A 25,899-nucleotide genomic window follows, 5' to 3' on the forward strand; every position below is an offset into this window, starting at 1 on the left:
CGTAGCGCGGTCCGCGACACGCGCCGGGGGCGCGCCCGGCGGCCGGGTCCGAAGCCTCCCGCGCGTCTGGCGTGCGCCCGCTGCGGCGGGCCACGCTGGACCGGGGAATCCGGGGGGGGGCGGCGATGCGTGAGCGAGGGGCCGCATGGGTGCACGCCCTGCTGTGTGTCGTCTTCCTGACGGGGTGCCAGAACCCGTCGGGGCAGGGTGAGGTGGCGGATTCCTCGGCGGCCCGGGTGCGGCCGTCCGGGTACGGGGCGGTGTTCCTGGCGGTCGGCGAGTGCAGTTCGTCCGGCACCGCCGCCCCCACCGAGGTGCCCTGCGCCGGCGAGCGGGCGGCGGCCCGCGTGGTGGCCCGGGAGGACGGGCGCGCGAGCCACGGTCCGCCGTGTCCCGCCACCACCGACTTCGTCCTGCACATCAGCGAGCGGCGGCCGTCCGCCGACGAGGACGGCGACGGGACCGTGCCCCGGGGGTACGCCTGCATGCGCAGGCTGCGGCCGCCGCATCCCGGCGATCCGGGCGGCGGGGGCGGCCCGCGCACGATCGTCGGCGACTGCGTCCGCGAGATCGGCGGCGGCAAGGTCCGCGAGGCCGTGTGCGACGGCGGGGGCGAAGGCGAGCGCGGACCGCGGTTCGAGGTGGTCGAGGCGGTCGCCGGCCGGGCGGACTGCCCCGCCTCGACCGCTCTGTACGTCCGGCTCGGCGGCGAGCGCCCGGTGGGCTGTGCCCGGCCGCGGTGAGCGGCCGGGCACGGTCACCGTGCCGAAGGAGCAGGACCTACGGGCGCAGCGCCGGCTCGCGCTCGACGTCCCGCTTGTCCAGCTTGGCGTCGAACGCCGCCAGCGGCCTGGCCGCCGACGGGTCCTCCTGGACCTTGGCGGAGGCGACGTCCGCCCAGTCCTGGATGCGGGCCGTGGCCAGCGCCTTCTGGTCGGACACCAGACCGGCCACGTTCGCACCGTGGTTCATGCCGGGCGCGGTCATGACGTAGGAGTCACGGGCGCCGTGGCCGAGGCGGAAGGGCTCGGCACCCCACGGGTCGTTCTGGCCGTACACGAACAGCATGTGCCGGGCGTTGTGCTTCACCCAGGTGTCGACGTCCCGCATCGCCCACGGCTCGAACTTCATCGGGATCGAGCGGGGCACGAAGTTGCGCGGCGGCTGGTAGCCGTAGCGGATGTACTTCCTCTCGATGTGCGGGAACTGGATCGTCGGCGCGCCCAGCTGGGTGCCCGCCTGGTAGTAGTACGGCGTGTACGTCTCCAGGCCCTGGTCCGTGTAGGCGGAGAAGCCGGAGATCGTGTCGACGGAGTCCCAGATCGCCTCGTCGGTGGCGTTCTCGGCGTCGGCCGGGATGTCCGCGCAGTCGGCGAGGGTGCTGTACTGCCAGAAGCCCCACACGTAGTCGAGGACGACGGCCTCGTAGGCGCGGTCGAGGCTGCCGATGGTGTCGAAGGTGTAGCCGTTCTCGGCCGCGTACGCCGCGTACTTCTTCTCCAGCGGCGCCCGGCGCACCAGCGCCTCGCGCTGCACGCCGTTCAGCTTGTCGCGGCACTCCTCGGTGCCGACCCGGGCGAAGAAGCGGTCGTAGGCCGAGTCCTCCTTGTTCACCACGTCGTTGGGGGCGACGTAGGCGACGACGCCGTCCATGTCACGCGGGTAGAAGCGCTCGTAGTAGGTGGCGGTCATGCCGCCCTTGGAGCCGCCGGTGGAGATCCAGTTCTCCGAGTAGACCGGCTTCAGGGCCTTGAAGATGCGGTGCTGGTCGCTGGCGGCCTGCCAGATGTCCAGCTTGGACCAGTCGGCCGGGGCGGGCCGGGACGGCGTGAAGTAGCGGTACTCCATGGAGACCTGGTTGCCGTCCACGATCTGGGTCGGCTCGCGCCGGCTCGGGTTCGTGGAGACGTTGTAGCCGCCGGTGTAGAAGACCGTCGGCCGGTTCACGTCCTTGTGCAGCACGGTGATCCGCTGCTGGAACGTGCCCTTGGACGGGTGCCGGTGGTCCACCGGCTGGGTGTAGTTGAGGACGAAGAAGCGGTAGCCGGTGTACGGCTTCTCCTCGATCAGGCTCATGCCCGGTATGGACAGCAGCCGGTCCTTGATGTCGACGGCCTTCGGCTCGGCGGCGGTGGCCGCCCCCGCCGTGCTGACGGTGCCTATGAGCACCACGAGCGCCAGCAGCCATCTGAGCGCCTTGCGCATGCACCCTCCCTGTGAAACCGATGTCCGCCGGAAGCTATCGGAGCAACTCCCGCGACACCAGAGTCAGCAGAGGATCCAGCCGGAGCTGACCGAAGACCTGGACACCTTGCCGGTCACCCACACGCAGCGCTTCCCGGCGTGCACGGTCACCGGTCCGGCCCGGTAGGCGAAGCGGCCCGAGTCCACGACCGCGCGGCCGCCGCGGGCCCGCACGCCGACGGACATCTGCTGCTTCTTTCCGGTCTTCTCGGGGACGGTGACGGCGCAGACGTAGCCGCCGCGTTTGTACACGAGGACGGACCCGGTGGAGAAGGACAGGGTGCGCACCTTGCGGCCGGCGCACCCGGTGGCGGCCTGTGCCTCCTGCGGCATCGCGACGGCGAGCAGCGCGGTGACGCTCAGCACGGCCGTGCCGAGCGCCAGCCGACGGCGGGTTGCGGCACCGGCCCGGCCCACTGCGGTCCCCCTCCGTAGGGCGATCACTGACGACGCACAGACGTACGTACGGATGTACGGACGCAGGACAGGTGTCGCACGGTTGCGTGGACGCGTCAGTGGAGCGCGCCGACCGGCTCCTCGGGTTCGGACGCGCCGACGAAGGTCCGCCACAGTCGCGCGTACCGCCCGTCGAGGGCGAGCAGTTCGTCGTGCGTGCCGTCCTCGGCGACCCGCCCGCCGTCCATGACGACGACCCGGTCCGCGCGGGCGGCCGTGGTCAGCCGGTGCGCCACGACGAGCGTCGTACGGCGTCCCGCGACGCGGTCGGTGGCCTGGTTGACCTGTGCCTCGGTGGCGAGGTCCAGGGCCGCCGTGGCCTCGTCGAGGAGCAGCACGTCGGGGTCGACCAGTTCGGCGCGGGCCAGCGCGATCAGCTGCCGCTGCCCGGCGGAGAGGTTGCGGCCCCGCTCGGCGACCTCGTGCAGGTAGCCGCCGGTGAGGGTGGCGATCATCTCGTGCGCGCCGACCGCCCGCGCCGCCGCCTCCACCTCGGCGTCGGTGGCGTCCGGACGGCCGTAGGCGATGGCGTCCCGGACGGTGCCGGGGAAGAGGTACGCCTCCTGCGGGACGACGCCGAGGCGGTGCCGGTAGGAGGTGAGGTCGAGGGCGCGCAGGTCCTGCCCGTCGACGGTGACCCGGCCGCCGGTCGGGTCGTAGAACCGGGCCACCAGCTTCACCAGCGTCGACTTGCCCGCGCCGGTCTCGCCGACGAAGGCGACGGTCTGCCCGGCGGGGATGCGCAGGTCGATGCCGGTGAGGGCGGCTTCGTCGTCCCCGTACTTGAAGTGCACGTCCTCGAAGGCGATCTCGCCGCGCAGGGACGCCACGTCGAGCGGCTTCTCGGAGGCCCGGGTCGAGGTCGGCTCGCGCAGCAGTTCCTGGATGCGGCCCAGCGAGACGGACGCCTGCTGGTAGCCGTCGAAGACCTGGGAGAGCTGCTGGACCGGCGCGAAGAACAGGTCGATGTAGAGCAGGTACGCCACCAGCGCGCCGGTCGTCAGGGTGGCGTCGTCGATCCGGCCGCCGCCCACGATCAGTACGGCCGCCGCGGCGGCCGAGGACAGCAGCTGCACGAACGGGAAGTAGATCGAGATCAGCCACTGTCCGCGGATGCGGGCCTGCCGGTAGCTGTCGCTGCGCTCGGCGAACCGCCGCCCGCCGTCGTGCTCGCGCCGGAAGGCCTGCACGATCCTGAGGCCCGCCACCGACTCCTGGAGGTCGGCGTTGACCGTGGACACCCGCTCGCGGGCCAGTTCGTACGCCTTCACGCTGGCCCTGCGGAAGTAGTACGTGGCGATGATCAGCGGCGGCAGCGTCGCGAAGACGAGCAGCGCGAGTTCCACGTCGATCACCAGCAGGGCGACCATGATGCCGAAGAAGGTGACGACCGAGACGAAGGCGGTGACGAGTCCGGTCTGCAGGAACGTCGACAGCGCGTCCACGTCCGTCGTCATCCGCGTCATGATCCGGCCGGTCAGCTCGCGCTCGTAGTAGTCGAGGCCGAGCCGCTGGAGCTGGGCGAAGATCTTCAGGCGGAGCGAGTACAGGATCCGCTCGCCGGTCCGCCCGGTCATGCGGATCTCGCCGGTCTGCGCCGCCCACTGGGCGAGTACGGCGAGCAGTCCGAGCAGCGAGGACGCCCACACCGCGCCGAGGGCCACCTGGGTGACGCCGTCGTCGATGCCGTTGCGGATCAGCACCGGCAGCAGCAGGCCCATGCCCGCGTCCACGGCCACCAGGGCGAGGCTGATCAGCAGGGGGGTGCGGAAGCCGTGCAGCAGGCGCCGCAGGCCGTACGACGACTCGGGGCGGACCGCCTGTGCCTCGTCGATGTCCGGGGTGCCGTTCGCCGGGGGCAGCGCGTCGACCTGGGCGAGCAGTTCGGGGGTGGCCGGGGTGCCGGCGAGGGCGGTGTCCTTGGGCGCCCGGTCGCCGCTCCACAGCCGGGGCGTGACGCCGCGCTCGGCGTCGAACTCGGCGTCCAGCTCGTCGCGGACGGAGGTGTCCGAGGTGTCCTCGGCCTTCTCGGCCGGGCGGGTGTGGCCGGGCGAGACGCCGCCCAGCTCGTCGGGGTCGGTGAGCAGGCGCCGGTAGAGGGCGGAGCGCTCCTGGAGTTCCTCGTGGGTGCCGAGGTCGGCCAGGCGGCCCCGGTCGAGGACGGCGATGCGGTCGGCGAGGCCGAGGGTGGAGCGGCGGTGGGCGATCAGGAGCGTGGTGCGGCCCCGCATGACCTGCTTGAGCGCCTCGTGGATCTCGTGCTCCACGCGGGCGTCCACGGCGGAGGTGGCGTCGTCCAGGACCAGCAGCCGCGGGTCGGTGAGGATCGCCCGGGCGAGCGCGACGCGCTGGCGCTGGCCGCCGGAGAGGGTCAGCCCGTGCTCGCCGACGGTGGTGTCGTAGCCGTCGGGCAGCTCGGTGATGAACCCGTGCGCCTGTGCGGCCCGCGCGGCGGTCTCGATCTCCTCGTCGGTGGCGTCCGGGCGGCCGTAGGCGATGTTGGCGCGGACGGTGTCGGAGAAGAGGAAGGAGTCCTCGGGCACCAGGCCGACGGCGGCCCGCAGCGAGTCGAGGGTCAGCTCGCGCACGTCGTGGCCGCCGACGAGGACGGCGCCGCGCGTCACGTCGTAGAAGCGCGGCAGGAGCAGCGAGACGGTGGACTTGCCGGAGCCGGAGGAGCCGACGACGGCGAGGGTCTCACCGGCGCGGATCTCGAAGGAGAGCCCGTCCAGGACGGGCCGGGGCTCCCCGTCGCCCGTGTCGTAGCCGAAGGCGACGTCGTCGAACTCGACGGTGGCGGGCGCGTCCGCCGGCAGGGTCCTGGTGCCGTCCTCGATGGCCGGCTCGGTGTCGATCAGCTCCAGGACGCGCTCGGTGCCGGCGCGGGCCTGCTGGGCGACGGTGAGCACCACGGCGAGCATGCGGACCGGGCCGACCAGCTGGGCGAGGTAGGTGGAGAAGGCGACGAAGGTGCCGAGGGTGATGTGCCCGCGCACCGCCAGCCAGCCGCCGAGGGCGAGCATGGCGACCTGCCCGAGCGCGGGAACGGACTGGAGGGCCGGGGTGTAGGTGGCGTTCAGCCTGATGGTGCGCAGCCGCCCGGCGAAGAGCCTGCGTCCGACCTCCCGGAGCTTCCCGGTCTCCTGCTCCTCCTGCCCGAAGCCCTTCACCACGCGTACGCCGCTCACCGAGCCGTCGACCACCCCGGCGACGGCGGCGGCCTGCGCCTGCGCGTACCAGGTGGCGGGGTGCAGCCGGGTGCGGCTGCGGCGGGCGATGAACCACAGGGCGGGCGCGACGGCCAGCGCGACCAGGGTCAGCGGCAGGGACAGCCACGCCATGATCACCAGGGAGATCAGGAAGAGCAGGACGTTCCCGATGGTCATCGGGAGCATGAAGAGCAGGCCCTGGATCAGCTGGAGGTCGCTGGTCGCCCGTCCGACCACCTGGCCCGTGGACAGCTCGTCCTGGCGTCTGCCGTCGAGCCGGGTGATCGTCCCGTACATGTCGGTGCGCAGGTCGTGCTGGACGTCGAGGGCGAGCCGCCCGCCGTAGTAGCGGCGGATGTAGGTCAGGACGTAGACGACGAGCGCGGCGCCGATCAGGAGACCGGCCCAGACGGCCATGTCCCGGGTCTTGTCGCCGATCACGTCGTCGATGATCACCTTGGTGATCAGGGGCACGAAGGCCATGACGGCCATGCCGCCCAGCGAGGCCCCGAGGGCGAGGACGACGTCCTTGGGGTTGCGCCAGGCGTACCCCGCCAGTCGTCGTACCCAGCCCCGTTGCGCGTCCACGCCGTGCCCTCCGGTCGGTCGTCCTGCTCACCTGATCTACCGGAAGGCACCAACACGGGCGAGCGGGGATTTCATCCCGCCGCAACAATCGGCCGGGTGTTCAGGCGCGCACGCGGAGCCTGAGGAAGCGGGTGGTCTGTACGGCGTTCTGGTTGTCGTCGCTGACGACCAGGACCTCCAGGCGGCCCCCGGAGCGGCCGGTCACGGTCATTCCCTCGAAGTTGTCGAGCAGCGGGTTGGGCTGGGGCTGCTCGGCCGTGGCGCCCAGGGAGGGGCAGTCGGCGAGGTCGGCGAGGAGCCGCTTGCGCAGTGCGGGGGCGCGGCCGGGCCGGTCGGCCAGCTGGAGGCGGACGGTGTTGCCGACGCCGGAGGTGAAGCCGCGCTCCAGCACGAGGAGGCGCCCGTCGGGGGTCGCGGTGATCTCGGAGACGCCGAGGCCGGGGTCGGTCCGGTAGGTGTACTGGGCGCCCGGCCGGAAGTCGCCGTGCCGGGTCCGCTGCCAGGTCTGGAACCGGACCAGGTCGCCGGGGTCGCCGTCGAGCGGGTACTCCATCGAGGCGAGCAGGGTCCTGCCGCCGGGGAGGAGCGTGAGCCCCTCGAAGCTGCCGTTGGGCCTGGCCCGTCCCGCGGGGGCGGTACGCAGGTCGTCCGGCACGGGCAGGCGGCCGAGCAGCTCGCCGGTGCGGGAGTAGCGGCGGACGGACGGCTCGGTCTCGGAGGAGACGAGGTAGGTGCCGTCCCGGTCGGCGACCAGGCCCTCGGAGTCCAGCGCGGCTCCGTTCTCGTCGGCGAGCGTGACCACACCGCGCGGCTGAAGGGTCCGCGGGTCCAGCCGGAACAGCTCCGACCGGTCGGAGAGGGCGGAGAGGGCGGAGAGGTCGGCCGGGGAGCCGCGCCGGCCGGACGACGCGAGGGCGGAGAGGTTGCCGACGTAGGTGCCGTCGTAGGTCGTCTTGTCGAGGGTGTCGGTGAAGCCGGTGAGGGAGACGGCGGGCGAGCAGGCGTTCCTCGGGGGCCGCTCCTGCGCGGTGGCCGGTGCGGCGGCGGTCAGGCAGCCGGCCGCGGCGAGGCTCGCGGTGAGGGCGGCGAGTGCGGTACGGAGGGTTCTCGGGCGCATGCCGGTCACCCTAGGGCGGGGGGATGGACGGAAGTTGACCGCTTTTCGAAAGCTGGGATGCGGGGGCGTCGGGATGGCAAGTAATGCTCCATGCCAGAACAGAGGGAAAGCGGCCAGAGGCTGGCCGGGCGGTTGTACGCGACGCTGCGGGTGCTCAAGTTCATCGCGGACCCGGGCGGCAGCCCCAGGCCGACCGTGCGGGACGAGTTCAAGGACAAGGACAGTCCGCGGCAGAGGATCCAGGCCCTGAAGCTGGACCTCTTCGAAGACCTGGTGACGGCCGTCCAGAAGGGCCGGCACGCGAAGGCGATGGCCGAGGTCTTCGGCGCGATGCCCGCCATGGTGCCGTTGAAGGAGGGCGACCTGGGCCACAACCTGGGCTTGCGCGAGCTGGCCGAGTTCAACGCGGGCTACCGCGCCCAGCTCACGACGCTCAAGGGGACCCTGCCCAGACTGCTCGACTGACCTGCGCACCCCAGGGAAGGGGGGCCTCCCAGTACCCGGATCATCAGGATCTCCCAGACGTCCGGACCGCCTGTCAGCCTCGTCGAGTCGAGCCGAAAGGCCCGACAACACTCCACCGGACACGCGAGGTACGCAGACCAATGGCGGACAGCCAACGCACCACCCACACGGAACTCTTCGATCTGAGTGGGAAGTACGCCCTTGTCACGGGCGGCACCAAGGGCATCGGGATGATGATCGCGCGCGGCCTTCTGCAGGCGGGCGCGCGCGTCGTCATCAGCTCACGCAGTGCGGACGCGTGCGCGGAGGCACAGCAACTGCTGTCCGCGTTCGGCGACGTCCGAGCCGTCCCCGCCGACCTGTCCACGCACGACGAGTGCCGGCGCCTCGCCGATCTCGTCGTGGCCGACTCGGAACGCCTGGACATCCTGGTCAACAACGCGGGGGCGATGTGGCGCGAGCCGCTGGCGACGTTTCCGGACGAGGCCTGGGACGCGGTGCTCGACCTCAACCTCAAGTCGCCGTTCTGGCTGGTGCAGGCGCTGCTCCCGGCACTGCGCAGGGCGGGCACCGCCGATGATCCCGCGCGGATCATCAACATCGGCAGTATCGCCGCCATCCACGTCGCCCAGTCGCCCAACTACTCGTACGCCAGTAGCAAGGCGGCACTCCACCAGCTCACCAGAGTGCTTGCCAGGGAGCTGGGCCCCCAGCACGTCGCGGTGAACGCGGTGGCACCGGGAGTGTTCCCGTCGCGGATGATGGCGGCCACGCTCGACGCCGTCGGCGACACGCTCGCGGCGGCGACCCCGCTGCGCCGCCTCGGCCGCGACGACGACATGGCGGGGGTCGCCGTGTTTCTCGCCGGCCGGGCCGGGTCCTACCTCAACGGCACCGTCATCCCGGTGGACGGCGGCATCGCGACGACCGCGTCGGGTACCCCGTGACTCCGGGTCGCGCTTACGGTGGGGGGATGACCACGAGGGATCCGCGCACCGAGATCCGGGAGTTCCTCGGCTCGCGGCGCGCCCGCATCACACCCGAGCAGGCGGGCCTGCCCGCTTACGGCGGCAACCGTCGGGTCAAGGGTCTGCGCCGCGAGGAGGTGGCGCTGCTGGCGGGGGTGTCGGTCGACTACTACGTGCGCATGGAGCGCGGCGGCCTCGCCGGTGCCTCCGACGGCGTGCTCGACGCGCTGGCCTCGGCGTTGCGACTCGACGAGGCCGAGCGCGACCACCTGTACCACCTCGCTCGCCGGACCGCGGCGCCCGGCGGCCCACGTCGGTCCGAGCCTGCCGCGACGGTGCGCTCGACGCTGCGCCAGGTGCTCGACGCGATCTCCGACGCGCCGGCCTGGATCGGCAACGGCCGTTATGACGTGCTCGCCACGAACCAACTCGCTCGCGCGCTGTACTCACCGGTACTGGCCGACCCGCGGCGGCCCGCGAACACGGCGCGGTTCGTCTACCTGAACCCCGAGGCGGCCAGGGACTTCTTCGTCGACTACGACGACATCACCGGTGGCGTGGCCGCGAAGCTGCGCATGGAAGCCGGTCGCCATCCGCACGACGACGAGCTGATCGCCCTGATCGGCGAACTGTCGACGCGCAGTGAGCTGTTCCGGCGGCGGTGGGCCTCTCAGGACGTGCGGCTGCACCGGCCCGGCCGCAAGCGGGTGCGCCATCCGGTCGTCGGCCGGTTCGACCTGGACGTCGAGACGCTGGAACTGCCCGCCGAACCCGGCCTGTACCTCAACGTCTACACCGCGCCCGCGGGCACACCGACCGCCGACAATCTGACGCTCCTGGCATCGTGGGCGGCCACCCAGCACCTCGGCCCGTGGGCGGCCACTCCCGGCTGACCCCGGCGGGACTCACAGCTCATCCCCAGGCCGAACACAGCCCGTGCCCATCGCTGGTCGCGCCCCGCCCCGCTCGCGATCCTCGCCCTGATGGCGGCGGGGGCGGCGCTCGGTCTGCGGGCCGTCCGCGACGTACGGCGGCACCTCGCAGAGCGCACGTCGGCCGTCCACCGGCTGGACCCCGCGGACGTGAACTGATCCGCGACACGGCGACCGTCACGCAATCGACACGCTCCGTCCACCCCGCCTCCAACATGTCCATGTCACGCTCGTCCTACAACTCCGTTCCACACGCGTAGATCGGACACCCCACATGCTCGCGATACGCACCCGGCGCCGGAAGGCCGCGGTCCTCGCCGCGGCCGCCGTCCTCGCCGGACTCGCCGCCCCCTCCCTCACGGCGAGCCCGGCCACGGCGACCACGACGACGAACACGGACTACGACGCGACGTACTACAAGGACGCGATCGGCAAGACGGGCACGAGCCTCAAGTCGTCCCTCCACACGATCATCAGCGACCAGACGAAGCTGTCGTACTCGGCGGTCTGGGACGCCCTGAAGGCCACCGACGAGGACCCGGCCGACAGCGGCAACGTGATCCTGCTCTACTCGGGCCTCTCCCGCAGCAAGTCGCTCAACGGCGGCGACACCGGCGACTGGAACCGCGAGCACGTGTGGGCCAAGTCCCACGGCGACTTCGGCACATCGACCGGCCCCGGCACGGACATCCATCACTTGCGCCCCTCGGACGTCGGGGTCAACAGCGTCCGCGGCAACAAGGACTTCGACAACGGCGGCAGCGCCGTCAGCGAGGGCGGCGGCAGCCTCACCGACTCCGACTCCTTCGAGCCCCGCGACGCGGTCAAGGGCGACGTGGCCCGCATGATCTTCTACATGGCGGTCCGCTACGAGGGCGGCGACGGCTTCGCCGACCTGGAGGTCAACGGCCAGGTCGACAACGGCAGCAACCCGTACATCGGCAAGCTCTCCGTACTGAAGGCCTGGAACGACGAGGACCCGCCGGACGCCTTCGAGGAGCACCGCAACCAGGTCGTCTACGACGACTACCAGCACAACCGCAACCCGTTCATCGACCACCCGGAGTGGGTGGAGTCGATCTGGTAGGCGGTCAGTCCACGGGGCCGTCCGTCGCGGGCGGCGCCGTGCGGACCTCGGTGTACCAGGCGCGGGCCGCGACGGTCTCGGGGTGGTCCTCGCCCAGGACCACGGCCCGCCCCTCGGCCACCTCGCGCGCGCTCTCGACGGCCTGTTCCCGCTTGCCCTGCGCGTACTGGGCGCGGCTGAGCTGGATGAGCACCCCGTAGACCAGGGGATGGTCGTCCCCGTACCCCGCCCGTTGTCCGGCCAGCACCCGGCGGAAGAGCTGTTCGGCCTCGGCGCCCCGGCCGGAGCGCAGGAGCCCGCGCGCCAGCGCGTCGCGCGCCCACACGGTCACCAGGTGCTCGGGGCCGAGACGGCGTTCGCACTCCGCCGCCAGATCCCCGGCCGCCGTCGTGTAGCCCTCGGACTCGTCCTGCGCGAGGCGGAGTTCCAGCAGCTCGCAGCGGGTCTTGAGGGTGGCGACATGGTCCTCGCCGAGCACCTGGCGGCGGCCGTCCAGGACGGTGTCCAGCAGCGTACGCGCCTGTGCCAGGTCGCCCAGGCGGTGCAGCACCCGTTGCAGTTCGTAGGCCGCGTCCAGGGTGCGCTCGTCGTACGGGCCGATCGTGCGCAGCGCCTCCTGGTGGACCGGCCGCAGCAGGTCGGCGGCTTCGGCGTACCGGCCGAGTCGGAACAGGACGGTGCCCTGGCCCGTCCGGGCTTCGATGACGGCCCGGTGCTCGTCGCCCAGGTGCTCCGCGGCCGTCTTCGCGGCGGTGGAGGCCAGGGCCAGCGCGGCGGTCCAGTCCCCCGCCTCGTACACCAGCCGCGCGAGACGGACCGACAGCCGCACGGATTCCGCCGTCACCAGGCCGTGGCGGTGGGAGCGGTGCAGCAGACCGGTCGCGTGCGGTGCCAGGAGCCGCACCTGGGAGCGGGCCCGTGGTGTCCCGGCGCCCTCCTGCGGCAGTGCGGCCCGCAGCAGTCGGCCCGCGGCAGCCGCCAGGAGTTCGCGCTCCGCGACGGGCACGCTCCCGGCGACACTGTCCAGCAGGACCCCGTGGGCCTTCACACAGCGGTGCCCGTCCGTCTCCACCAGCTCGATCAGCGAGTGGTCGAGGAGCGCGCGCAGGGCCGGTTCGACCCGGGACGCGGCCAGCGGCGGATCGAGGTGTTCGAGGCCGACCCCGCCCTGTGCCGCCGGCATGAGCAGGGACAGCGGCACGGGGTCCGCCGCCCAGCAGGACAGCAGCCGCAGCAGGGCCGTGGCCTCCGGCAGGCCGCCCTCCGCCAGGCCGTCCAGCGACAGCTGCCACGTGCGCCCCACGAGGTGGCGGGACTGACCGCCGCCGGTCGCCGACGCCCCCCGGTCGACCAGGGCCGTGGACTCCTCGGTCAGTCTCCGGTCGTACTCGTCCATGGTCCACGACTCCAGCAGCTGGTGGGCCAGATGGGACCCGGCCAGGGTCAGCGCCAGCGGCAGACAGCCCAGGCGCCGGGCGACCTTCCGCGCGGACTCGCGCGTGCCCGCGTCCGGAGCCAGATCGCGCAGGACCAGAGTCGCGTCCTCCAGGGGCAGCACCCCGAGCCGGTGACTGCTCGTCGCCGGGGCGCGCCACAGCGAGGAGGTCGCGTGCCGGGTGGTCACCAGCACCGTCCCCGAGGGACTCGGACGCAGCCAGGAGCCCTCCTCCAGGACGGCGGGGTCGTCGGCGTTGTCGAGGACCAGCAGCCAGGGCTGTGCCGAGTGGTCCAGGTAGTGCCAGACCAGGTCGGCCGCGGCGCGCCGGCCGCCGGCCGCGGCGGCCAGTTCGCCGGCGGTGGCACCGCGGTCACCGGCGACGGCGAGCATGCCCGCGCGCAGGGACACGCGTTCGGAGGCGTTGACCCACAGGCCGACGCGACCGTGGTCCCGTACGGCCTCGGTGAACACGGCCTGGGCGACGGCCGTCTTGCCGCAGCCGCCCATTCCGTGCAGGACCTGGATGTCGCCACCGGGTCCGGCCACGGCGGCCCGCAGCCGGTCCATGAGGTCGGTGCGGTCCCGCAGGACACGGGGTGCGCGACCGACCAGGGGCATGCGGACGGAGTCGGGAGCGGCCTCCCGCGGTTCGGCCGGGCCCGTCCACGGGTGTCCGAACAGCGGGGCAGAGCCCGGGGCGTAGTGGTGGACGTGTTCCTCGATGTACTGGTCGCCACCGGTCTGGTAGATCCGGGCGCTGCCCGACGCGCGACCCTCCATCGGCCTGGGAACGCTCATCGTTCGGTGATGTGCTGGTCGCGCCCGGCCTGGTAGATGCGGGCGCTGCCCGACGCGCGGGCCCGCAGGTGGACGTGGCGCGCGTCCGGTTCCGCCGACATCGAGGGCGCCAACTCGTCCAGCAGGGCGCGCAGTTCGTCGGCGACGTCGGGGCGGGCGAGCAGCAGGCGCCGTACGCGTCCCTGCCATTCGGCCATCAGCCCGGCCTCGGCTTCGTCGTCACCGGCCGCACGGGCGAGGAGCAGCTCCTCGCGGCCCGCCTCCAGCTCCTCACCGACGCTCTCGGCCCTGGCGGGCTGGAAGCGGCGCCACAGGGCGACCACGCCGTCCCTCGCCGATTCCCAGGCGTTCGTGACCATCAGCGTGACGACGGTCGTGCCCGCCGTCCCTGCGAGTGCGGCGATCTCCGGATCCACGGTCCCCCCTACGGCCGGCTCCCGATCCTAGGGCCCCGGGCCGCCGGTGGCACAAGGTTTCACGTCGCGTGCGTCGGCGCGAACATCCGCAGGACGGCGGGGAGTACGACGACCGAGGGGCCCGGAGTCGTCAGTGCCTTCGCGAGGTCCCGTTCCAGGGTTTCGGGGCTGCTGCGTACGCCCGGCACCCCGAACGACTCGGCCAGGGCGGCGAAGTCGGGTCCCGGCAGGTCCGTCGCCTCGGCCGTCGGGCTGCCGAAGGCGTCGGTCATGTACGCGCGCAGGATGCCGTAGCCGCCGTCGTCGACGATGAGCCAGGTGACGTTCAGGCCGTACTGGCGGGCGGTGGCCAGCTCGGCGATCGAGTACAGGGCGCCGCCGTCGCCTGAGACGGCCAGCACCGGGTGGGTGGGGTCGGCGGCGGCCGCGCCCAGGGCCGCCGGGAAGGCGTAGCCGAGGCCGCCGGAGCCCTGGGCGGAGTGCATGGTGCCCGGGGCCTTCGCGTCGAAGGCGGACCAGGCCCAGTAGGCCAGGATGGTCATGTCCCAGAAGGAGGGGGCGCGGGGCGGGAGTGCCCTGCGTACGGCGGCCAGGACGTCCTGCTCCAGGGTGAGCCCCTGGGCGGCGATGCGTGCGCGGACCCGGTCCAGTACCTCGCGCACCCGCTCCGGGGCGGCCGGGTCGGTGCGCTCCCCCGCCGTCTCCAACAGGGCCTGGAGGGCGAGGCGGGCGTCGGCGTGGATGCCGAGGGCGGGGTGGTTGGACTCCAGTTTGCCGAGGTCGGCCTCGATCTGGATCACCCGGCCGCGGGGGGTGAACGTGTGGTAGTTCGAGGAGAGTTCGCCGAGGCCCGAGCCGATCACGAGGAGGACGTCCGCGTCCTGAAGGAAGTCCGTCGTGTGGCGGTCCTCCAGCCAGGACTGGAGGGAGAGGGGGTGCGTCCAGGGGAACGCGCCCTTGCCGCCGAAGGTGGTGACGACGGGGGCCTGGAGCCGCTCCGCCAGCTGCCGCAGCTTCTTGGCGGCGTCCGCGCGGACCACTCCCCCGCCCGCGATGATCGCCGGGCGCTCGGCGCGGGTGAGCAGGTCGGCGGCCACGGCCGTGAGTTCGGGGCGCGGGGGCAGTTCCTCGGGGAAGGTGTCGCCGCCGGACACGACCGGGATCGAGGTCTCGGCCAGCAGGACGTCCTGCGGGATCTCCACCCAGACCGGGCCGTGCGGGACGGTCAGCGCCGAGGTCCAGGCCTCCGCGATCGCGGACGGGATCTGGGACTGGGTGCGGGCGGTGTGCACGGACTTGACCACGCCCCGGAAGGAGGCGGCCTGGTCGGGGAGTTCGTGCAGGTAGCCGTGGCGGCCGCCGCCGAGGCCCGCCGCGGGGACCTGGCTGCTGATCGCCAGGACGGGCGCGGAGGCCGCCCGCGCCTCCTGGAGCGCGGCCAGGGAGGTGAGCGCGCCGGGGCCGGTCGACAGCAGCAGCGGGGCCGCCTCGCCGGTGATCCGCCCGTAGGCGTCCGCCGCGAAACCGGCGTTGTTCTCCACCCGCAGGCCGATGTAGCGCAGGTCGGAGCGGCGCAGGGCGTCGAACACGCCGAGAGCGTGCTGGCCGGGCAGGCCGAAGACGGTGGTCGCGCCGAGCCCGGCCAGGGACTCCACGACCAGGTCCCCGCCGGTGCGCCCCGGGGGCGGGTTCAGCGCGGCCTGGGTCTGGGCGGCGGTCGGACGGAGTACCAGGTCGTGGTCGTGGGTCACTGCGAACGGGCCTCGGCGATCTGGCGGGACATGATCGTGGTCAGTTCGTAGGCGGTGTGGGACGCGGCCACCGACGTGATCTCGGCGTGGTCGTAGGCGGGGGCGACCTCGACGACGTCGGCCGACACCAGGTTGCAGGAGGCCAGGCCGCGCAGGATCTCCAGCAGCTCGCGGGAGGTCATGCCGCCGGCCTCGGGGGTGCCGGTGCCGGGGGCGTGGGCGGGGTCGAGGCAGTCGATGTCGATGGAGATGTACAGCGGGCGGTCCCCGATGCGCTGCCGCAGCTGGTCGGCGACCTCGTCGGCGCCGCGGCGGTAGACGTCCGCCGACGTCACGATGCCGAAGCCCATCTTCTCGTCGTCGGTGAGGTCCTTCTTGCCGTACAGGGGGCCGCGGGTGCCGACGTGGGAGAGCGCGGAGGTGTCGAGGACGCCCTCCTCCACCGCGCGCCGGAAGGGGGTGCCGTGCGTGTACTCGGCGCCGAAGTAGGTGTCCCAGGTGTCCAGGTGGGCGTCGAAGTGCAGCAGGGCGACGGGGCCGTGCTTCTTGGCGACCGAGCGCAGCAGCGGGAGCGCGATGGTGTGGTCGCCGCCCAGGGTCATCAGGCGGGCGCCGGTGCCCAGGAGGTCGTCGGCGGCGGCCTCGATCGTCTCGACGGCCTCGTGGATGTTGAACGGGTTCACGGCGATGTCGCCGCCGTCCGCGACCTGGGCGAGGGCGAAGGGGGAGGCGTCCTGTGCCGGGTTGTAGGGGCGCAGCAGGCGGGAGGCCTCGCGGATGGCGTTGCCGCCGAAGCGCGCGCCGGGCCGGTAGGAGACGCCCGAGTCGAACGGCACACCCACGACGGCGACGTCGGCGGCGCCGACCTCGTCCAGGCGCGGGAGCCGGGCGAAGGTCGCGGGCCCGGCGTACCGCGGGATCCGGGAGGAGTCGACGGGACCGCGGGGCGTCTCGTTGCTGCTCATGCACTGCCTTCCTTCTTACGCTTCGTCGCGTATGTACTGCTGCCGTCCGACTGTACTGGTGAGCGGGGCAGCCGGTCGTCGCAGACTAGATGGCCCAATTGCGGCCGCGACATGTACATTCCGTCCATACGCGCCCCGGGGACTGGTGGAATCGGCTATCCCGGCGGGACCGGCTGCTGTCCGGGCCGGGGCTGCCTCACAATGGAGCCATGCCGATACCCGGGACACCCAGCCGCGCCGAACTCGCCGAGCACCTCGTCAGGACGCGTATCGCGGGCGACGTCGCCACGCCCCGCGAGAACAACCTCTCCCACTACCGGAAACTGGCGAACGGCGACCGGGGCTACTGGCTCGGTCTGGAGCTGGGCGACCGCTGGACCGACGAGCAGGACGTGCTCGCGGTGATGGCGGAGCGGGTCGGCGTCAACGACGACCCCGAGCACCGGTACGGCCAGGACACCATCGACCCGGAGCTGACCGTTTCCGCGCTGGAGCGGATGGCAGGGCGGCTGCGCAAGGCGGCCGACGGCGGGCAGCGGGTGCTGTTCGCGACCGGTCACCCCGGCGGGCTGCTCGACGTGCACCGCGCCACGGCCGCCGCGCTGCGGGCCGCGGGCTGCGAGATCGTCGTGATCCCGGAGGGGCTGACCACGGAGGAGGGGTACGTCCAGCAGTTCGCGGACGTCTCGGTCCTCGAGCACGGCGCCTCGCTGTGGCACACGCACTCGGGCGAGCCGATGAAGGCGATCCTGACCGGTCTGGAGCGCGAGGGCCGTCCGCTGCCCGACCTGGTGGTCGCCGACCACGGCTGGGCCGGTTACGCCGCCCAGCACGGCGTGGACTCCGTCGGCTACGCGGACTGCAACGACCCGGCCCTCTTCCTCGCCGAGTCCGAGGGCACCCTCCAGGTGGCGGTGCCGCTGGACGACCACGTGGTCAGCCCGCGCTACTACGACCCGATGACGGCGTACCTGCTGACGGAGGCCGGGCTGAAGTAGCCCGCGCCCCTGCGGCCCGGCTCCTGTGGCCCGGCTCCTGCGGCCCGGGCTCCTACGGCCACGGGTTCAGCCCCTCCGAGCGGCGCTGCGCGAAGCCCGGCGTCGGGTCCAGGTAGACCCGGCGCACCATCGGGAACTCCTCCCGCAGCCGCTGCTCGGCCCGCTCGCAGGCCCACTCGATCTGCGCCGCCGTCGACAGGTCCCGGAAGTCGACCTTGGCGGCGACCAGCGCCTCCCGCGGCCCCTGCACGAGGGTGGTCAGTTCCAGTAGGGCCTCGATGTGCTCGACGGCCACCAGCTCCGCCCTGATCCGGTCCCGGACGGCGCGCGGCAACGGGCGGCCGACCAGGAACTCGGCGTTGGAGCGGCCCAGCACCCAGGCGACGTACAGCAGCAGCGCGCCGATGCACAGCGAGGCGGCGCCGTCCCAGACGCCGGAGCCGGTGAGCTGCCCGCCGAGCAGCCCGCCCGCGGCCAGCAGCAGGCCGGCCAGCGCGGCGGAGTCCTCCATGACGACGGCCTTCACGGCGGTGTCGGGGGTGCGGCGCAGATAGCGGCCGAAGGACACCCGGTGGTGGGCGGCCTCGCCGCGGACCTGCCGCAGGCCGGTGCGCAGCGAGTAGCCCTCCAGGACGAAGGCCACGGCCAGGACGAGGTACGACACCAGCGGGTCGCCGAGGTCCTCGCCGTGGGTGAGGGTGTGGATGCCGTCGTAGAGGGAGAAGACGGCGCCGCCGACGAAGGTGGCGACGGCGGCGAGCAGCGCCCAGATGTAGCGCTCGGGGCCGTGGCCGAGGGGGTGGTCCTCGTCGGCGGGGCGGACGCTGCGTTTGAGCGAGGTCAGCAGGAGCACCTCGGTGACGGTGTCGGCGACCGAGTGGGCGGCCTCGGACAGCATGGCGCTGGAGCCGCTGATCACGCCGGCCACCGCTTTGGCGACGGCGATGCCCAGATTGGCGAAGGCGGCGACGAGCACCGTGAAGGTGCTGTCGCCGCCGCCGTTCTTCGCGTCCGCCGTGTCCCCTGTGTCCGCCATGCCCCTCAGTGTTCCCGAGGGACGCGGACCACGCCTTCCTGGACGACCGATATGGCGAGCCGGCCGTCCTGGGTGTGGATGCGGGCCTGGCCGAGGTCCCGGCCGCCGGACGCGGACGGGGACTGCTGGTCGTACAGCAGCCATTCGTCGGCGCGGAAGGGCCGGTGGAACCACATGGCGTGGTCCAGCGAGGCCCCGACGACGTCGCCGACGGCCCAGCCGCCGCGGCCGTGCGCGAGCAGGACCGAGTCGAGCAGGGTCATGTCGGAGACGTAGGTGGCGAGGACGACGTGCAGCAGGGGGTCGTCCGCGAGTTTGCCGTTGGTGCGGAACCACACCTGGGAGTGCGCCTCACGCGGGGTGCCGTAGTCGCCGAAGGGCGGGTCGTCGACGTAGCGCAGGTCGACGGCGGCCCGCGCCTCCAGGAACCGTTCCACGGTCTCGGCGGGCAGGTGCGGGTAGCTCCGCAGCCGTTCCTCGCCCGTGGGGAGGGTCGCCGGGTCCGGCGCGGGCGGCATCGGGGCCTGGTGGTCGAGGCCCTCCTCGTACGTCTGGAAGGACGCCGACAGGGTGAAGATCGGCTTGCCGTGCTGGACGGCGACGACGCGACGGGTGGTGAAGGAGCGGCCGTCGCGCAGGCGGTCGACGTTGTAGACGATGGGGGCGCCGGGGTCGCCCGGGCGCAGGAAGTACGCGTGCAGGGAGTGCGCGTGCCGGTCCGCCGGGACCGTGCGGCCCGCGGCGACCATGGCCTGGGCCGCCACCTGACCGCCGAAGACCCGGGGGACGACGGCGGACCGGGAGCGGCCGCGGTAGATGTCCTCCTCGATCCGCTCCAGGTCGAGCAGATCGAGGAGGGACTGGAGTGCTTCGCTCATGCTCCGGGGGTCACAGGCCCATGTTCTTCGCGATGATCATCTTCATGACCTCGCTGGTGCCGCCGTAGATGCGGTTGACGCGGTTGTCCGCGTACAGGCGGGCGATCGGGTACTCGTTCATGTAGCCGTAGCCGCCGTGCAGCTGGAGGCAGCGGTCGATGACGCGGTGGGCGACCTCGGTGCAGAACAGCTTGGCGGACGCGGCCTCGGCGGGGGTCAGCTCCCCGGCGTCCAGGGCCTCGGTGGCGCGGTCGGCGACGGCCTCGGCGGCGTCCACCTCGGCCTGGCAGGCGGCCAGCTCGAACTTGGTGTTCTGGAAGTGCGCGACCGGCTTGCCGAAGACGGTGCGCTCCTGGACGTACTGCGTGGCGAAGCGGACGGCGGCCTTGGCCTGCGCGTAGGCGCCGTAGGCGATGCCCCAGCGCTCGGAGGCCAGGTTGTGGCCGAGGTAGGAGAAGCCCTTGTTCTCCTCGCCGAGCAGGTCCTCGACGGGGACCTTGACGTCGACGAAGGCCAGCTCGGCGGTGTCGGAGGTGCGCAGGCCCAGCTTGTCCAGCTTGCGGCCCACCGAGTAGCCCTCGGACTTGGTGTCCACGGCGAACAGGGAGATGCCGTGGCGGCGGTCCTCGGCCGTGGGGGCGGCGGTGCGGGCGCAGACGATCACCTTGTCGGCGTGCACGCCGCCGGTGATGAAGGTCTTGGCGCCGTTGAGGACGTAGTGCGTGCCGTCCTCGGAGAGCTTGGCGGTGGACTTCATGCCCGCGAGGTCGGAGCCGGTGCCGGGCTCCGTCATCGCGATGGCCCACATCTCCTCGCCGGTGACGAACTTCGGCAGGTAGCGCTTCTTCTGCTCGTCGGTGGCCAGCATGTTGATGTAGGGCAGGGCGAGCAGCACGTGCACGCCGGAGCCGCCGAACTGGACGCCCGCGCGGGCGGTCTCCTCGTAGAGGACGGCCTCGAACTTGTGGCTGTCCATGCCGGCGCCGCCGAACTCCTCGGGCACGTTGATGCCGAAGATGCCCAGCTCGCCGAGCTTGTAGTAGAACTCGCGCGGCGCCTGGCCCGCGGCGAACCAGTCGTCGTAGACGGGGACGACCTCGGCCTCGATGAAGGCGCGGAGGGTCTCCCGGAACGCCTCGTGGTCCTCGTTGAACACCGTACGGCGCACCGCGCCACCTCCAGGGTACGAATATCTAAGCGCTTGCTCAGAGTCAACGGTACCGGTGAGTAGGGAGGAGCGTCCAGACCGGGACGCGGGTAACCCTCGTCACTCCCCCGCCGCCCGAGGGGCGCCCGCTACCCCTGCCCCACCGCCGCGAACGCCCCCCGCGCCATCCGGTGCAGCAGGGACGCCGTCACCGCGCGGCCGGGGAGGGAGCCGGGGCGGCCCAGGTGCGGGGTGGAGTTCAGCAGGCCGAAGACGGAGTGGACGGCGGAGCGGGCGGCGGGCTCGTCGAGGGCCGGGTAGACCTCCCGGAGCACCCCGACCCACAGCTCGACGTACTGCCGCTGCAACTGCCGCACCATCTTGCGGTCGGCGTCCCGGAGGCGGTCCAGCTCGCGGTCGTGCAGGGTGATGAGCGGGCGGTCGTCGAGCGCGAAGTCGATGTGCCCCTCGATGAGCGAGTCGAGGACCGCCTCGGAGCCGGCCGCCCCGTCCGCCTCCGCCAGCCGCCGCTTCGCCCCGGTCAGCAGCGAGTCGCTGATCCCCACCAGCAGCTCGGCGAGCATCGCGTCCTTGCCGGGGAAGTGCCGGTACAGGCCGGGGCCGCTGATCCCGACCGCGGCACCTATCTCGTCGACGCCCACCCCGTGGAAGCCGCGCTCGGCGAAGAGCCGGGCGGCCTCCTTGAGGATCTGTTCGCGGCGGGTGGGGGCGTCGGTTCTGGTGGCCATGGGATCAATTCTAGACAGAGCGGTTAGCGGTCGTTAACCTGAGGGAAATGCGTTAACGCTCATTAACCGATCGACCGATCGACCATCGGGTGAGGGGACCGCAGGATGCACGAGGCACCGGAGCTGACGACGGCGGCTGATCCCGCGTCGGAGGCCTTTCGGGCCAACGAGGAGGCGCACGCCGTCCTCGTTCAGGAACTGCGCGCCAAGCTCGCGGCGGCCCGGCTGGGCGGCGGCGAGCGGGCGCGGGCCCGGCACACCGCGCGGGGCAAGCTGCTGCCGCGCGACCGCGTGGACACACTGCTCGACCCGGGCTCGCCGTTCCTGGAGCTGGCGCCGCTCGCCGCCGACGGGCTCTACGACGGAGCGGCCCCAGCAGCGGGCGTCATCGCCGGCATCGGCCGGGTCAGCGGCCGGGAGTGCGTGATCGTCGCCAACGACGCCACCGTCAAGGGCGGCACGTACTACCCGATGACCGTGAAGAAGCACCTGCGGGCGCAGGAGGTGGCGCTGGAGAACCGGCTGCCGTGCCTGTACCTCGTCGACTCGGGGGGCGCCTTCCTGCCGATGCAGGACGAGGTCTTCCCCGACCGCGAGCACTTCGGGCGGATCTTCTACAACCAGGCCCGGATGTCCGGCGCGGGCATCCCGCAGATCGCGGCCGTCCTCGGCTCCTGCACGGCGGGCGGCGCGTACGTCCCGGCGATGAGCGACGAGGCGGTGATCGTCCGCAATCAGGGCACGATCTTCCTGGGCGGCCCACCGCTGGTGAAGGCGGCCACCGGCGAGGTGGTCACGGCGGAGGAGCTGGGCGGCGGCGAGGTCCACGCGCGGGTGTCGGGCGTGACCGACCACCTCGCGGAGGACGACCCGCACGCCCTGCGCATCGTGCGGCAGATCGTCGCCACCCTGCCGGAGCGCGGCACCCTCCCCTGGGGCGTGGAGCCCGCGGTGGAGCCGAAGGTGGACCCGCAGGGGCTGTACGGCGCGGTGCCGGTCGACTCCCGCACCCCTTACGACGTCCGCGAGGTCATCGCGCGCGTGGTGGACGGCTCCCGGTTCGCCGAGTTCAAGTCCGAGTACGGGCAGACCCTGGTCACCGGCTTCGCCCGCATCCACGGCCACCCGGTGGGGATCGTCGCCAACAACGGCATCCTGTTCTCCGAGTCGGCCCAGAAGGGCGCCCACTTCATCGAGCTGTGCGACCAGCGCGGCATCCCGCTGGTGTTCCTCCAGAACATCTCCGGGTTCATGGTGGGCCGGGACTACGAGGCCGGGGGCATCGCCAAGCACGGCGCCAAGATGGTGACGGCGGTGGCGTGCACCCGCGTGCCGAAGCTGACGGTGGTCGTCGGCGGTTCGTACGGCGCGGGGAACTACTCGATGTGCGGGCGGGCGTATTCGCCGCGCTTCCTGTGGATGTGGCCCAACGCCAAGATCTCCGTGATGGGCGGCGAGCAGGCCGCCTCCGTGCTGGCCACCGTCAAGCGGGACCAGCTGGAGGCGCGCGGGGAGGAGTGGCCGTCCGAGGAGGAGGAGTCCTTCAAGGCGCCGGTCCGCGCCCAGTACGAGCGCCAGGGCAACGCCTACTACGCGACCGCCCGCCTGTGGGACGACGGCGTGATCGAGCCCGCCGACACCCGGCAGGTGCTGGGCCTGGCCCTGACCGCGTGTGCCAACGCGCCACTGGGCGAGCCCCGGTTCGGCGTCTTCCGGATGTGAGGAGGGGACCCATGCAGAACACGAACGGAACGCCACGCATGTTCGACACCGTGCTCGTCGCCAACCGGGGTGAGATCGCCGTCCGCGTCATCCGGACCCTGCGCGCGATGGGCGTGCGCTCGGTGGCGGTCTTCTCCGACGCCGACGCGGACGCGCGGCACGTGCGCGAGGCCGACGACGCGGTACGGATCGGCCCGGCCCCGGCGACGGAGAGCTATCTGTCCGCCGAGCGGCTGCTGGAGGCGGCGGCACGGACGGGGGCGCAGGCCGTGCACCCGGGATACGGCTTCCTCGCGGAGAACGCCGCCTTCGCGCGGGCCTGCGAGGAGGCGGGGCTGGTCTTCATCGGGCCGTCCGCCGACGCCATCGCCCTGATGGGCGACAAGATCCGCGCCAAGGAGACGGTGCGGGCGGCCGGGGTGCCGGTCGTCCCCGGCTCCAGCGGCAGCGGGCTCACCGACGCGCAACTGGCCGACGCCGCCCGCGAGATCGGCACCCCGGTGCTGCTCAAGCCGTCGGCGGGCGGTGGCGGCAAGGGCATGCGGCTGGTGCGGGACGCGGCCGTGCTGGCCGACGAGATCGCCGCCGCGCGCCGCGAGGCCCGCGCCTCCTTCGGCGACGACACGCTGCTGGTGGAGCGGTGGATCGACCGGCCCCGGCACATCGAGATCCAGGTGCTGGCCGACGGCCACGGGAACGTGGTGCACCTGGGCGAGCGCGAGTGCTCGCTCCAGCGCCGCCACCAGAAGGTGATCGAGGAGGCGCCGAGCGTCCTGCTGGACGAGGCGACCCGCGCCGCGATGGGCGAGGCGGCCGTGCAGGCGGCCCGCTCCTGCGGCTACCGGGGCGCGGGCACGGTGGAGTTCATCGTCCCCGGCAGCGACCCCTCCCAGTACTACTTCATGGAGATGAACACCCGGCTCCAGGTCGAGCACCCGGTGACCGAGCTGGTGACCGGCCTGGACCTGGTGGAGTGCCAGCTGCGGGTGGCGGCCGGTGAGCGGCTCGGGTTCGCCCAGCAGGACGTACGGCTGACCGGCCACGCGATCGAGGCCCGCCTGTGCGCGGAGGACCCTGCGCGGGGCTTCCTCCCGTCCGGCGGCACGGTGCTGCGGCTGCGCGAGCCCGAGGGCGACGGCGTACGCACCGACTCCGGGCTCAGCGAAGGCACCGAGGTGGGCAGCCTGTACGACCCGATGCTGTCCAAGGTGATCGCCTACGGCCCCGACCGGGAGACCGCGCTGCGCAGGCTCCGGGCGGCGCTCGCCGGGACGGTCACCCTGGGCGTGCAGACCAACGCCGGGTTCCTGCGGCGGCTGCTGGCGCACCCGGCGGTGGTGGCGGGCGAGCTGGACACGGGGCTGGTGGAGCGCGAGGTCGACGGCCTGGTCGCCACCGGCGTACCGGAGGAGGTGTACGAGGCGGCGGCGGCCGTGCGGCTGGAGGCGCTGCGCCCGCGCGGCGACGGCTGGACGGACCCGTTCTCGGTGCCGAACGGCTGGCGTACCGGCGGCGAACCCAAGCCGGTCGCCTTCCCCCTGCGCGCGACGGGACTCGAACCCGTCACGCACACCCCGCGCGGCTCCCACACCGTCACCGAGGACCGGGTCGCCGTCACCCTGGACGGCGTCCGGCACACCTTCCACCGCGCCGCCGACTGGCTGGGCCGCGACGGCGACGCCTGGCAGGTGCGCGACCACGACCCGGTCGCCGCCTCCCTCGACCGGGCCGCCCACGCGGGCGCCGACTCGCTGACCGCGCCGATGCCGGGCACGGTGACGGTGGTGAAGGTCGCCGTCGGCGACGAGGTGAGCGCCGGGCAGAGCCTGCTGGTGGTGGAGGCGATGAAGATGGAGCACGTCGTCTCCGCCCCGCACGCGGGCACCGTCGCCGAGCTGGACGTGGCGCCGGGCACGACCGTCGCCATGGACCAGGTGCTCGCGGTCATCGCGCCCGTCGACGAAGCGGCGGAGGAGGAGACGGCATGAACGCCCCCGAACTGGGCCTCCCGATGGCCGTACCGGCCGAAGGGCTGCCCGCCCGCGTCCGCATCCACGAGGTCGGCGCGCGCGACGGACTGCAGAACGAGAAGGCGACCGTGCCCACGGCCGTCAAGGCGGAGTTCGTCCGGCGCCTGGCCGGCACGGGTCTGACCACCATCGAGGCGACGAGCTTCGTCCACCCCAAGTGGGTCCCCCAGCTGGCGGACGCGGAGGAGCTGTTCCCGGCGGTCGCGGACCTGCCCGTCGAGCTGCCGGTGCTGGTGCCGAACGAGAGGGGCCTGGACCGGGCCCTGGCGCTCGGCGCGCGCCGCGTCGCGGTCTTCGCCAGCGCCACGGAGTCCTTCGCCAAGGCCAACCTCAACCGCACGGTGGACGAGGCGCTGGCCATGTTCGAACCGGTGGTGTCCCGGGCGAAGGCGAGCGGCGTGCACGTCCGCGGCTATCTCTCCATGTGCTTCGGCGACCCGTGGGAGGGTCCGGTCCCGGTCCCCCAGGTGGTGCGGGTCTGCCGGGCCCTGCTGGACCTGGGCTGCGACGAGCTGAGCCTGGGCGACACCATCGGGGTGGCCACCCCGGGCCATGTGACGGCGCTGCTCACCGCGCTGGCCGGGGCGGGCGTGCCGGTCTCCGCGCTGGGCGTGCACTTCCACGACACCTACGGCCAGGCCCTGGCCAACACGCTGGCCGCGCTCCAGCAGGGCGTCACCACGGTCGACGCCTCCGCCGGCGGTCTCGGCGGCTGCCCGTACGCGAAGTCCGCCACCGGCAACCTCGCCACCGAAGACCTCGTGTGGATGCTGCGGGGCCTCGGCATCGACACCGGAGTCGACCTCGGCCGTCTGGTCGCCACAAGCGTCTGGATGGCCGCGCACCTGGGCCGACCGAGCCCGTCCCGCACCGTTCGAGCCCTCTCCCACCAGGAGTCGTGAACA

Annotated in this window: 21 protein-coding genes; 9 read left to right on the top strand and 12 right to left on the bottom strand. The window is 72.8% G+C overall.

From position 1 onward, the window contains the following. Positions 1-125: 125 nt before the first annotated feature. The gene (locus ACGH52_RS14190; RefSeq protein ID WP_121702817.1) at positions 126-743 is read left to right on the top strand and encodes a hypothetical protein; all 618 of its coding nucleotides are present in this window, start codon (positions 126-128) and stop codon (positions 741-743) included. Positions 744-780: 37 nt separating this feature from the next. Here the strand turns inward: ACGH52_RS14190 and ACGH52_RS14195 are convergent, their stop codons facing one another. From ACGH52_RS14195 to ACGH52_RS14210, 4 genes are all read right to left on the bottom strand, one after another. Continuing rightward, positions 781-2,205: a S28 family serine protease gene (locus ACGH52_RS14195; protein ID WP_399939520.1), complete on the bottom strand. Its 1,425-nt coding sequence runs from the start codon at positions 2,203-2,205 to the stop codon at positions 781-783. Between the two features lie 63 nt (positions 2,206-2,268). After that, positions 2,269-2,661, bottom strand: coding sequence for a hypothetical protein (locus ACGH52_RS14200; RefSeq protein ID WP_121702815.1), 393 nt, complete (start codon positions 2,659-2,661; stop codon positions 2,269-2,271). A gap of 95 nt (positions 2,662-2,756) precedes the next feature. Continuing rightward, positions 2,757-6,497 (bottom strand): ABC transporter ATP-binding protein, encoded by a 3,741-nt coding sequence (locus tag ACGH52_RS14205; protein ID WP_121702814.1) that lies wholly within the window; start codon positions 6,495-6,497, stop codon positions 2,757-2,759. A 100-nt stretch (positions 6,498-6,597) separates the two neighbouring features. Then, the gene (locus tag ACGH52_RS14210) at positions 6,598-7,614 is read right to left on the bottom strand and encodes an esterase-like activity of phytase family protein (protein ID WP_399939524.1); all 1,017 of its coding nucleotides are present in this window, start codon (positions 7,612-7,614) and stop codon (positions 6,598-6,600) included. 90 nt (positions 7,615-7,704) lie between these two features. Between ACGH52_RS14210 and ACGH52_RS14215 the strand changes: the two genes are divergently transcribed. From ACGH52_RS14215 to ACGH52_RS14230, 4 genes are all read left to right on the top strand, one after another. Beyond that, entirely contained in the window at positions 7,705-8,079 is a 375-nt protein-coding gene (locus ACGH52_RS14215; RefSeq protein ID WP_121702812.1) for a hypothetical protein, read from the top strand. 140 nt (positions 8,080-8,219) lie between these two features. Further along, positions 8,220-9,026, top strand: a complete 807-nt coding sequence (locus tag ACGH52_RS14220) for an SDR family oxidoreductase (protein WP_121702811.1) — start codon at positions 8,220-8,222, stop codon at positions 9,024-9,026. Positions 9,027-9,052: 26 nt separating this feature from the next. Further along, entirely contained in the window at positions 9,053-9,940 is an 888-nt protein-coding gene (locus tag ACGH52_RS14225; RefSeq protein WP_399939527.1) for a helix-turn-helix transcriptional regulator, read from the top strand. 313 nt (positions 9,941-10,253) lie between these two features. Beyond that, positions 10,254-11,066 carry an endonuclease I family protein gene (locus ACGH52_RS14230; RefSeq protein WP_399939530.1) on the top strand — a complete coding sequence of 271 codons (813 nt, stop codon included), beginning with the start codon at positions 10,254-10,256 and terminating at the stop codon, positions 11,064-11,066. Between the two features lie 4 nt (positions 11,067-11,070). Here the strand turns inward: ACGH52_RS14230 and ACGH52_RS14235 are convergent, their stop codons facing one another. The 4 genes from ACGH52_RS14235 to speB are packed head-to-tail and all read right to left on the bottom strand — an operon-like array spanning position 11,071 to position 16,434. Continuing rightward, positions 11,071-13,302 (bottom strand): tetratricopeptide repeat protein, encoded by a 2,232-nt coding sequence (locus tag ACGH52_RS14235; protein WP_399939533.1) that lies wholly within the window; start codon positions 13,300-13,302, stop codon positions 11,071-11,073. Beyond that, a complete protein-coding gene (locus tag ACGH52_RS14240) occupies positions 13,299-13,718 on the bottom strand; it encodes a hypothetical protein (RefSeq protein ID WP_121702808.1) in 420 nt (139 codons plus the stop codon). Before ACGH52_RS14240 ends, ACGH52_RS14235 begins: the two co-directional genes overlap by 4 nt. 59 nt (positions 13,719-13,777) lie before the next feature. Further along, positions 13,778-15,469 (bottom strand): thiamine pyrophosphate-binding protein, encoded by a 1,692-nt coding sequence (locus tag ACGH52_RS14245; RefSeq protein ID WP_399939536.1) that lies wholly within the window; start codon positions 15,467-15,469, stop codon positions 13,778-13,780. After that, positions 15,466-16,434: an agmatinase gene (speB, locus tag ACGH52_RS14250; protein ID WP_121702806.1), complete on the bottom strand. Its 969-nt coding sequence runs from the start codon at positions 16,432-16,434 to the stop codon at positions 15,466-15,468. The genes ACGH52_RS14245 and speB overlap by 4 nt, the downstream gene beginning before the upstream one ends. A 209-nt stretch (positions 16,435-16,643) precedes the next feature. On the opposite strand from speB, the gene ACGH52_RS14255 reads away from it, so the two are divergent. Next, entirely contained in the window at positions 16,644-17,432 is a 789-nt protein-coding gene (locus tag ACGH52_RS14255) for a phosphatase (protein WP_059300512.1), read from the top strand. 52 nt (positions 17,433-17,484) lie between these two features. Here the strand turns inward: ACGH52_RS14255 and ACGH52_RS14260 are convergent, their stop codons facing one another. From ACGH52_RS14260 to ACGH52_RS14275, 4 genes are all read right to left on the bottom strand, one after another. Next, on the bottom strand, positions 17,485-18,468 hold the full coding sequence (locus ACGH52_RS14260) for a cation diffusion facilitator family transporter (protein WP_399939540.1): 984 nt from the start codon (positions 18,466-18,468) through the stop codon (positions 17,485-17,487). A 5-nt stretch (positions 18,469-18,473) separates the two neighbouring features. Continuing rightward, positions 18,474-19,346 carry an acyl-CoA thioesterase gene (locus tag ACGH52_RS14265; protein ID WP_399939543.1) on the bottom strand — a complete coding sequence of 291 codons (873 nt, stop codon included), beginning with the start codon at positions 19,344-19,346 and terminating at the stop codon, positions 18,474-18,476. A gap of 10 nt (positions 19,347-19,356) precedes the next feature. After that, on the bottom strand, positions 19,357-20,514 hold the full coding sequence (locus ACGH52_RS14270) for an acyl-CoA dehydrogenase family protein (protein ID WP_059300515.1): 1,158 nt from the start codon (positions 20,512-20,514) through the stop codon (positions 19,357-19,359). A 128-nt stretch (positions 20,515-20,642) separates the two neighbouring features. Beyond that, the gene (locus tag ACGH52_RS14275; protein ID WP_076974453.1) at positions 20,643-21,242 is read right to left on the bottom strand and encodes a TetR/AcrR family transcriptional regulator; all 600 of its coding nucleotides are present in this window, start codon (positions 21,240-21,242) and stop codon (positions 20,643-20,645) included. Positions 21,243-21,347: 105 nt separating this feature from the next. Between ACGH52_RS14275 and ACGH52_RS14280 the strand changes: the two genes are divergently transcribed. Genes ACGH52_RS14280 through ACGH52_RS14290 form a run of 3 tightly spaced genes read left to right on the top strand, consistent with a single transcriptional unit; the run spans position 21,348 to position 25,896 of the window. After that, positions 21,348-22,964, top strand: coding sequence for a carboxyl transferase domain-containing protein (locus ACGH52_RS14280; protein ID WP_121702373.1), 1,617 nt, complete (start codon positions 21,348-21,350; stop codon positions 22,962-22,964). Between the two features lie 38 nt (positions 22,965-23,002). Beyond that, complete coding sequence (locus ACGH52_RS14285; protein ID WP_399946757.1) at positions 23,003-24,952, top strand: acetyl-CoA carboxylase biotin carboxylase subunit; 1,950 nt, start codon at positions 23,003-23,005, stop codon at positions 24,950-24,952. Continuing rightward, a complete protein-coding gene (locus ACGH52_RS14290; RefSeq protein WP_121702375.1) occupies positions 24,949-25,896 on the top strand; it encodes a hydroxymethylglutaryl-CoA lyase in 948 nt (315 codons plus the stop codon). The genes ACGH52_RS14285 and ACGH52_RS14290 overlap by 4 nt, the downstream gene beginning before the upstream one ends. Positions 25,897-25,899: the final 3 nt, after the last annotated feature.

Origin of the sequence: Streptomyces sp. BBFR25, from assembly GCF_044590125.1 — a bacterium.
Classification (GTDB): Bacteria; Actinomycetota; Actinomycetes; order Streptomycetales; family Streptomycetaceae; genus Streptomyces; species Streptomyces canus_D.

Coding starts and splice junctions, on each gene's coding strand:
- ACGH52_RS14280 (WP_121702373.1), top strand. CDS start 21,348: ATGCACGAGGCACCGGAGCTGACGACGGCGGCTGATCCCGCGTCGGAG.
- ACGH52_RS14260 (WP_399939540.1), bottom strand. CDS start 18,468: ATGGCGGACACAGGGGACACGGCGGACGCGAAGAACGGCGGCGGCGAC.
- ACGH52_RS14275 (WP_076974453.1), bottom strand. CDS start 21,242: ATGGCCACCAGAACCGACGCCCCCACCCGCCGCGAACAGATCCTCAAG.
- ACGH52_RS14265 (WP_399939543.1), bottom strand. CDS start 19,346: ATGAGCGAAGCACTCCAGTCCCTCCTCGATCTGCTCGACCTGGAGCGG.
- ACGH52_RS14225 (WP_399939527.1), top strand. CDS start 9,053: ATGACCACGAGGGATCCGCGCACCGAGATCCGGGAGTTCCTCGGCTCG.
- ACGH52_RS14215 (WP_121702812.1), top strand. CDS start 7,705: ATGCCAGAACAGAGGGAAAGCGGCCAGAGGCTGGCCGGGCGGTTGTAC.
- ACGH52_RS14220 (WP_121702811.1), top strand. CDS start 8,220: ATGGCGGACAGCCAACGCACCACCCACACGGAACTCTTCGATCTGAGT.
- ACGH52_RS14195 (WP_399939520.1), bottom strand. CDS start 2,205: ATGCGCAAGGCGCTCAGATGGCTGCTGGCGCTCGTGGTGCTCATAGGC.
- speB (WP_121702806.1), bottom strand. CDS start 16,434: ATGAGCAGCAACGAGACGCCCCGCGGTCCCGTCGACTCCTCCCGGATC.
- ACGH52_RS14190 (WP_121702817.1), top strand. CDS start 126: ATGCGTGAGCGAGGGGCCGCATGGGTGCACGCCCTGCTGTGTGTCGTC.
- ACGH52_RS14285 (WP_399946757.1), top strand. CDS start 23,003: ATGTTCGACACCGTGCTCGTCGCCAACCGGGGTGAGATCGCCGTCCGC.
- ACGH52_RS14230 (WP_399939530.1), top strand. CDS start 10,254: ATGCTCGCGATACGCACCCGGCGCCGGAAGGCCGCGGTCCTCGCCGCG.
- ACGH52_RS14255 (WP_059300512.1), top strand. CDS start 16,644: ATGCCGATACCCGGGACACCCAGCCGCGCCGAACTCGCCGAGCACCTC.
- ACGH52_RS14235 (WP_399939533.1), bottom strand. CDS start 13,302: ATGAGCGTTCCCAGGCCGATGGAGGGTCGCGCGTCGGGCAGCGCCCGG.
- ACGH52_RS14210 (WP_399939524.1), bottom strand. CDS start 7,614: ATGCGCCCGAGAACCCTCCGTACCGCACTCGCCGCCCTCACCGCGAGC.
- ACGH52_RS14290 (WP_121702375.1), top strand. CDS start 24,949: ATGAACGCCCCCGAACTGGGCCTCCCGATGGCCGTACCGGCCGAAGGG.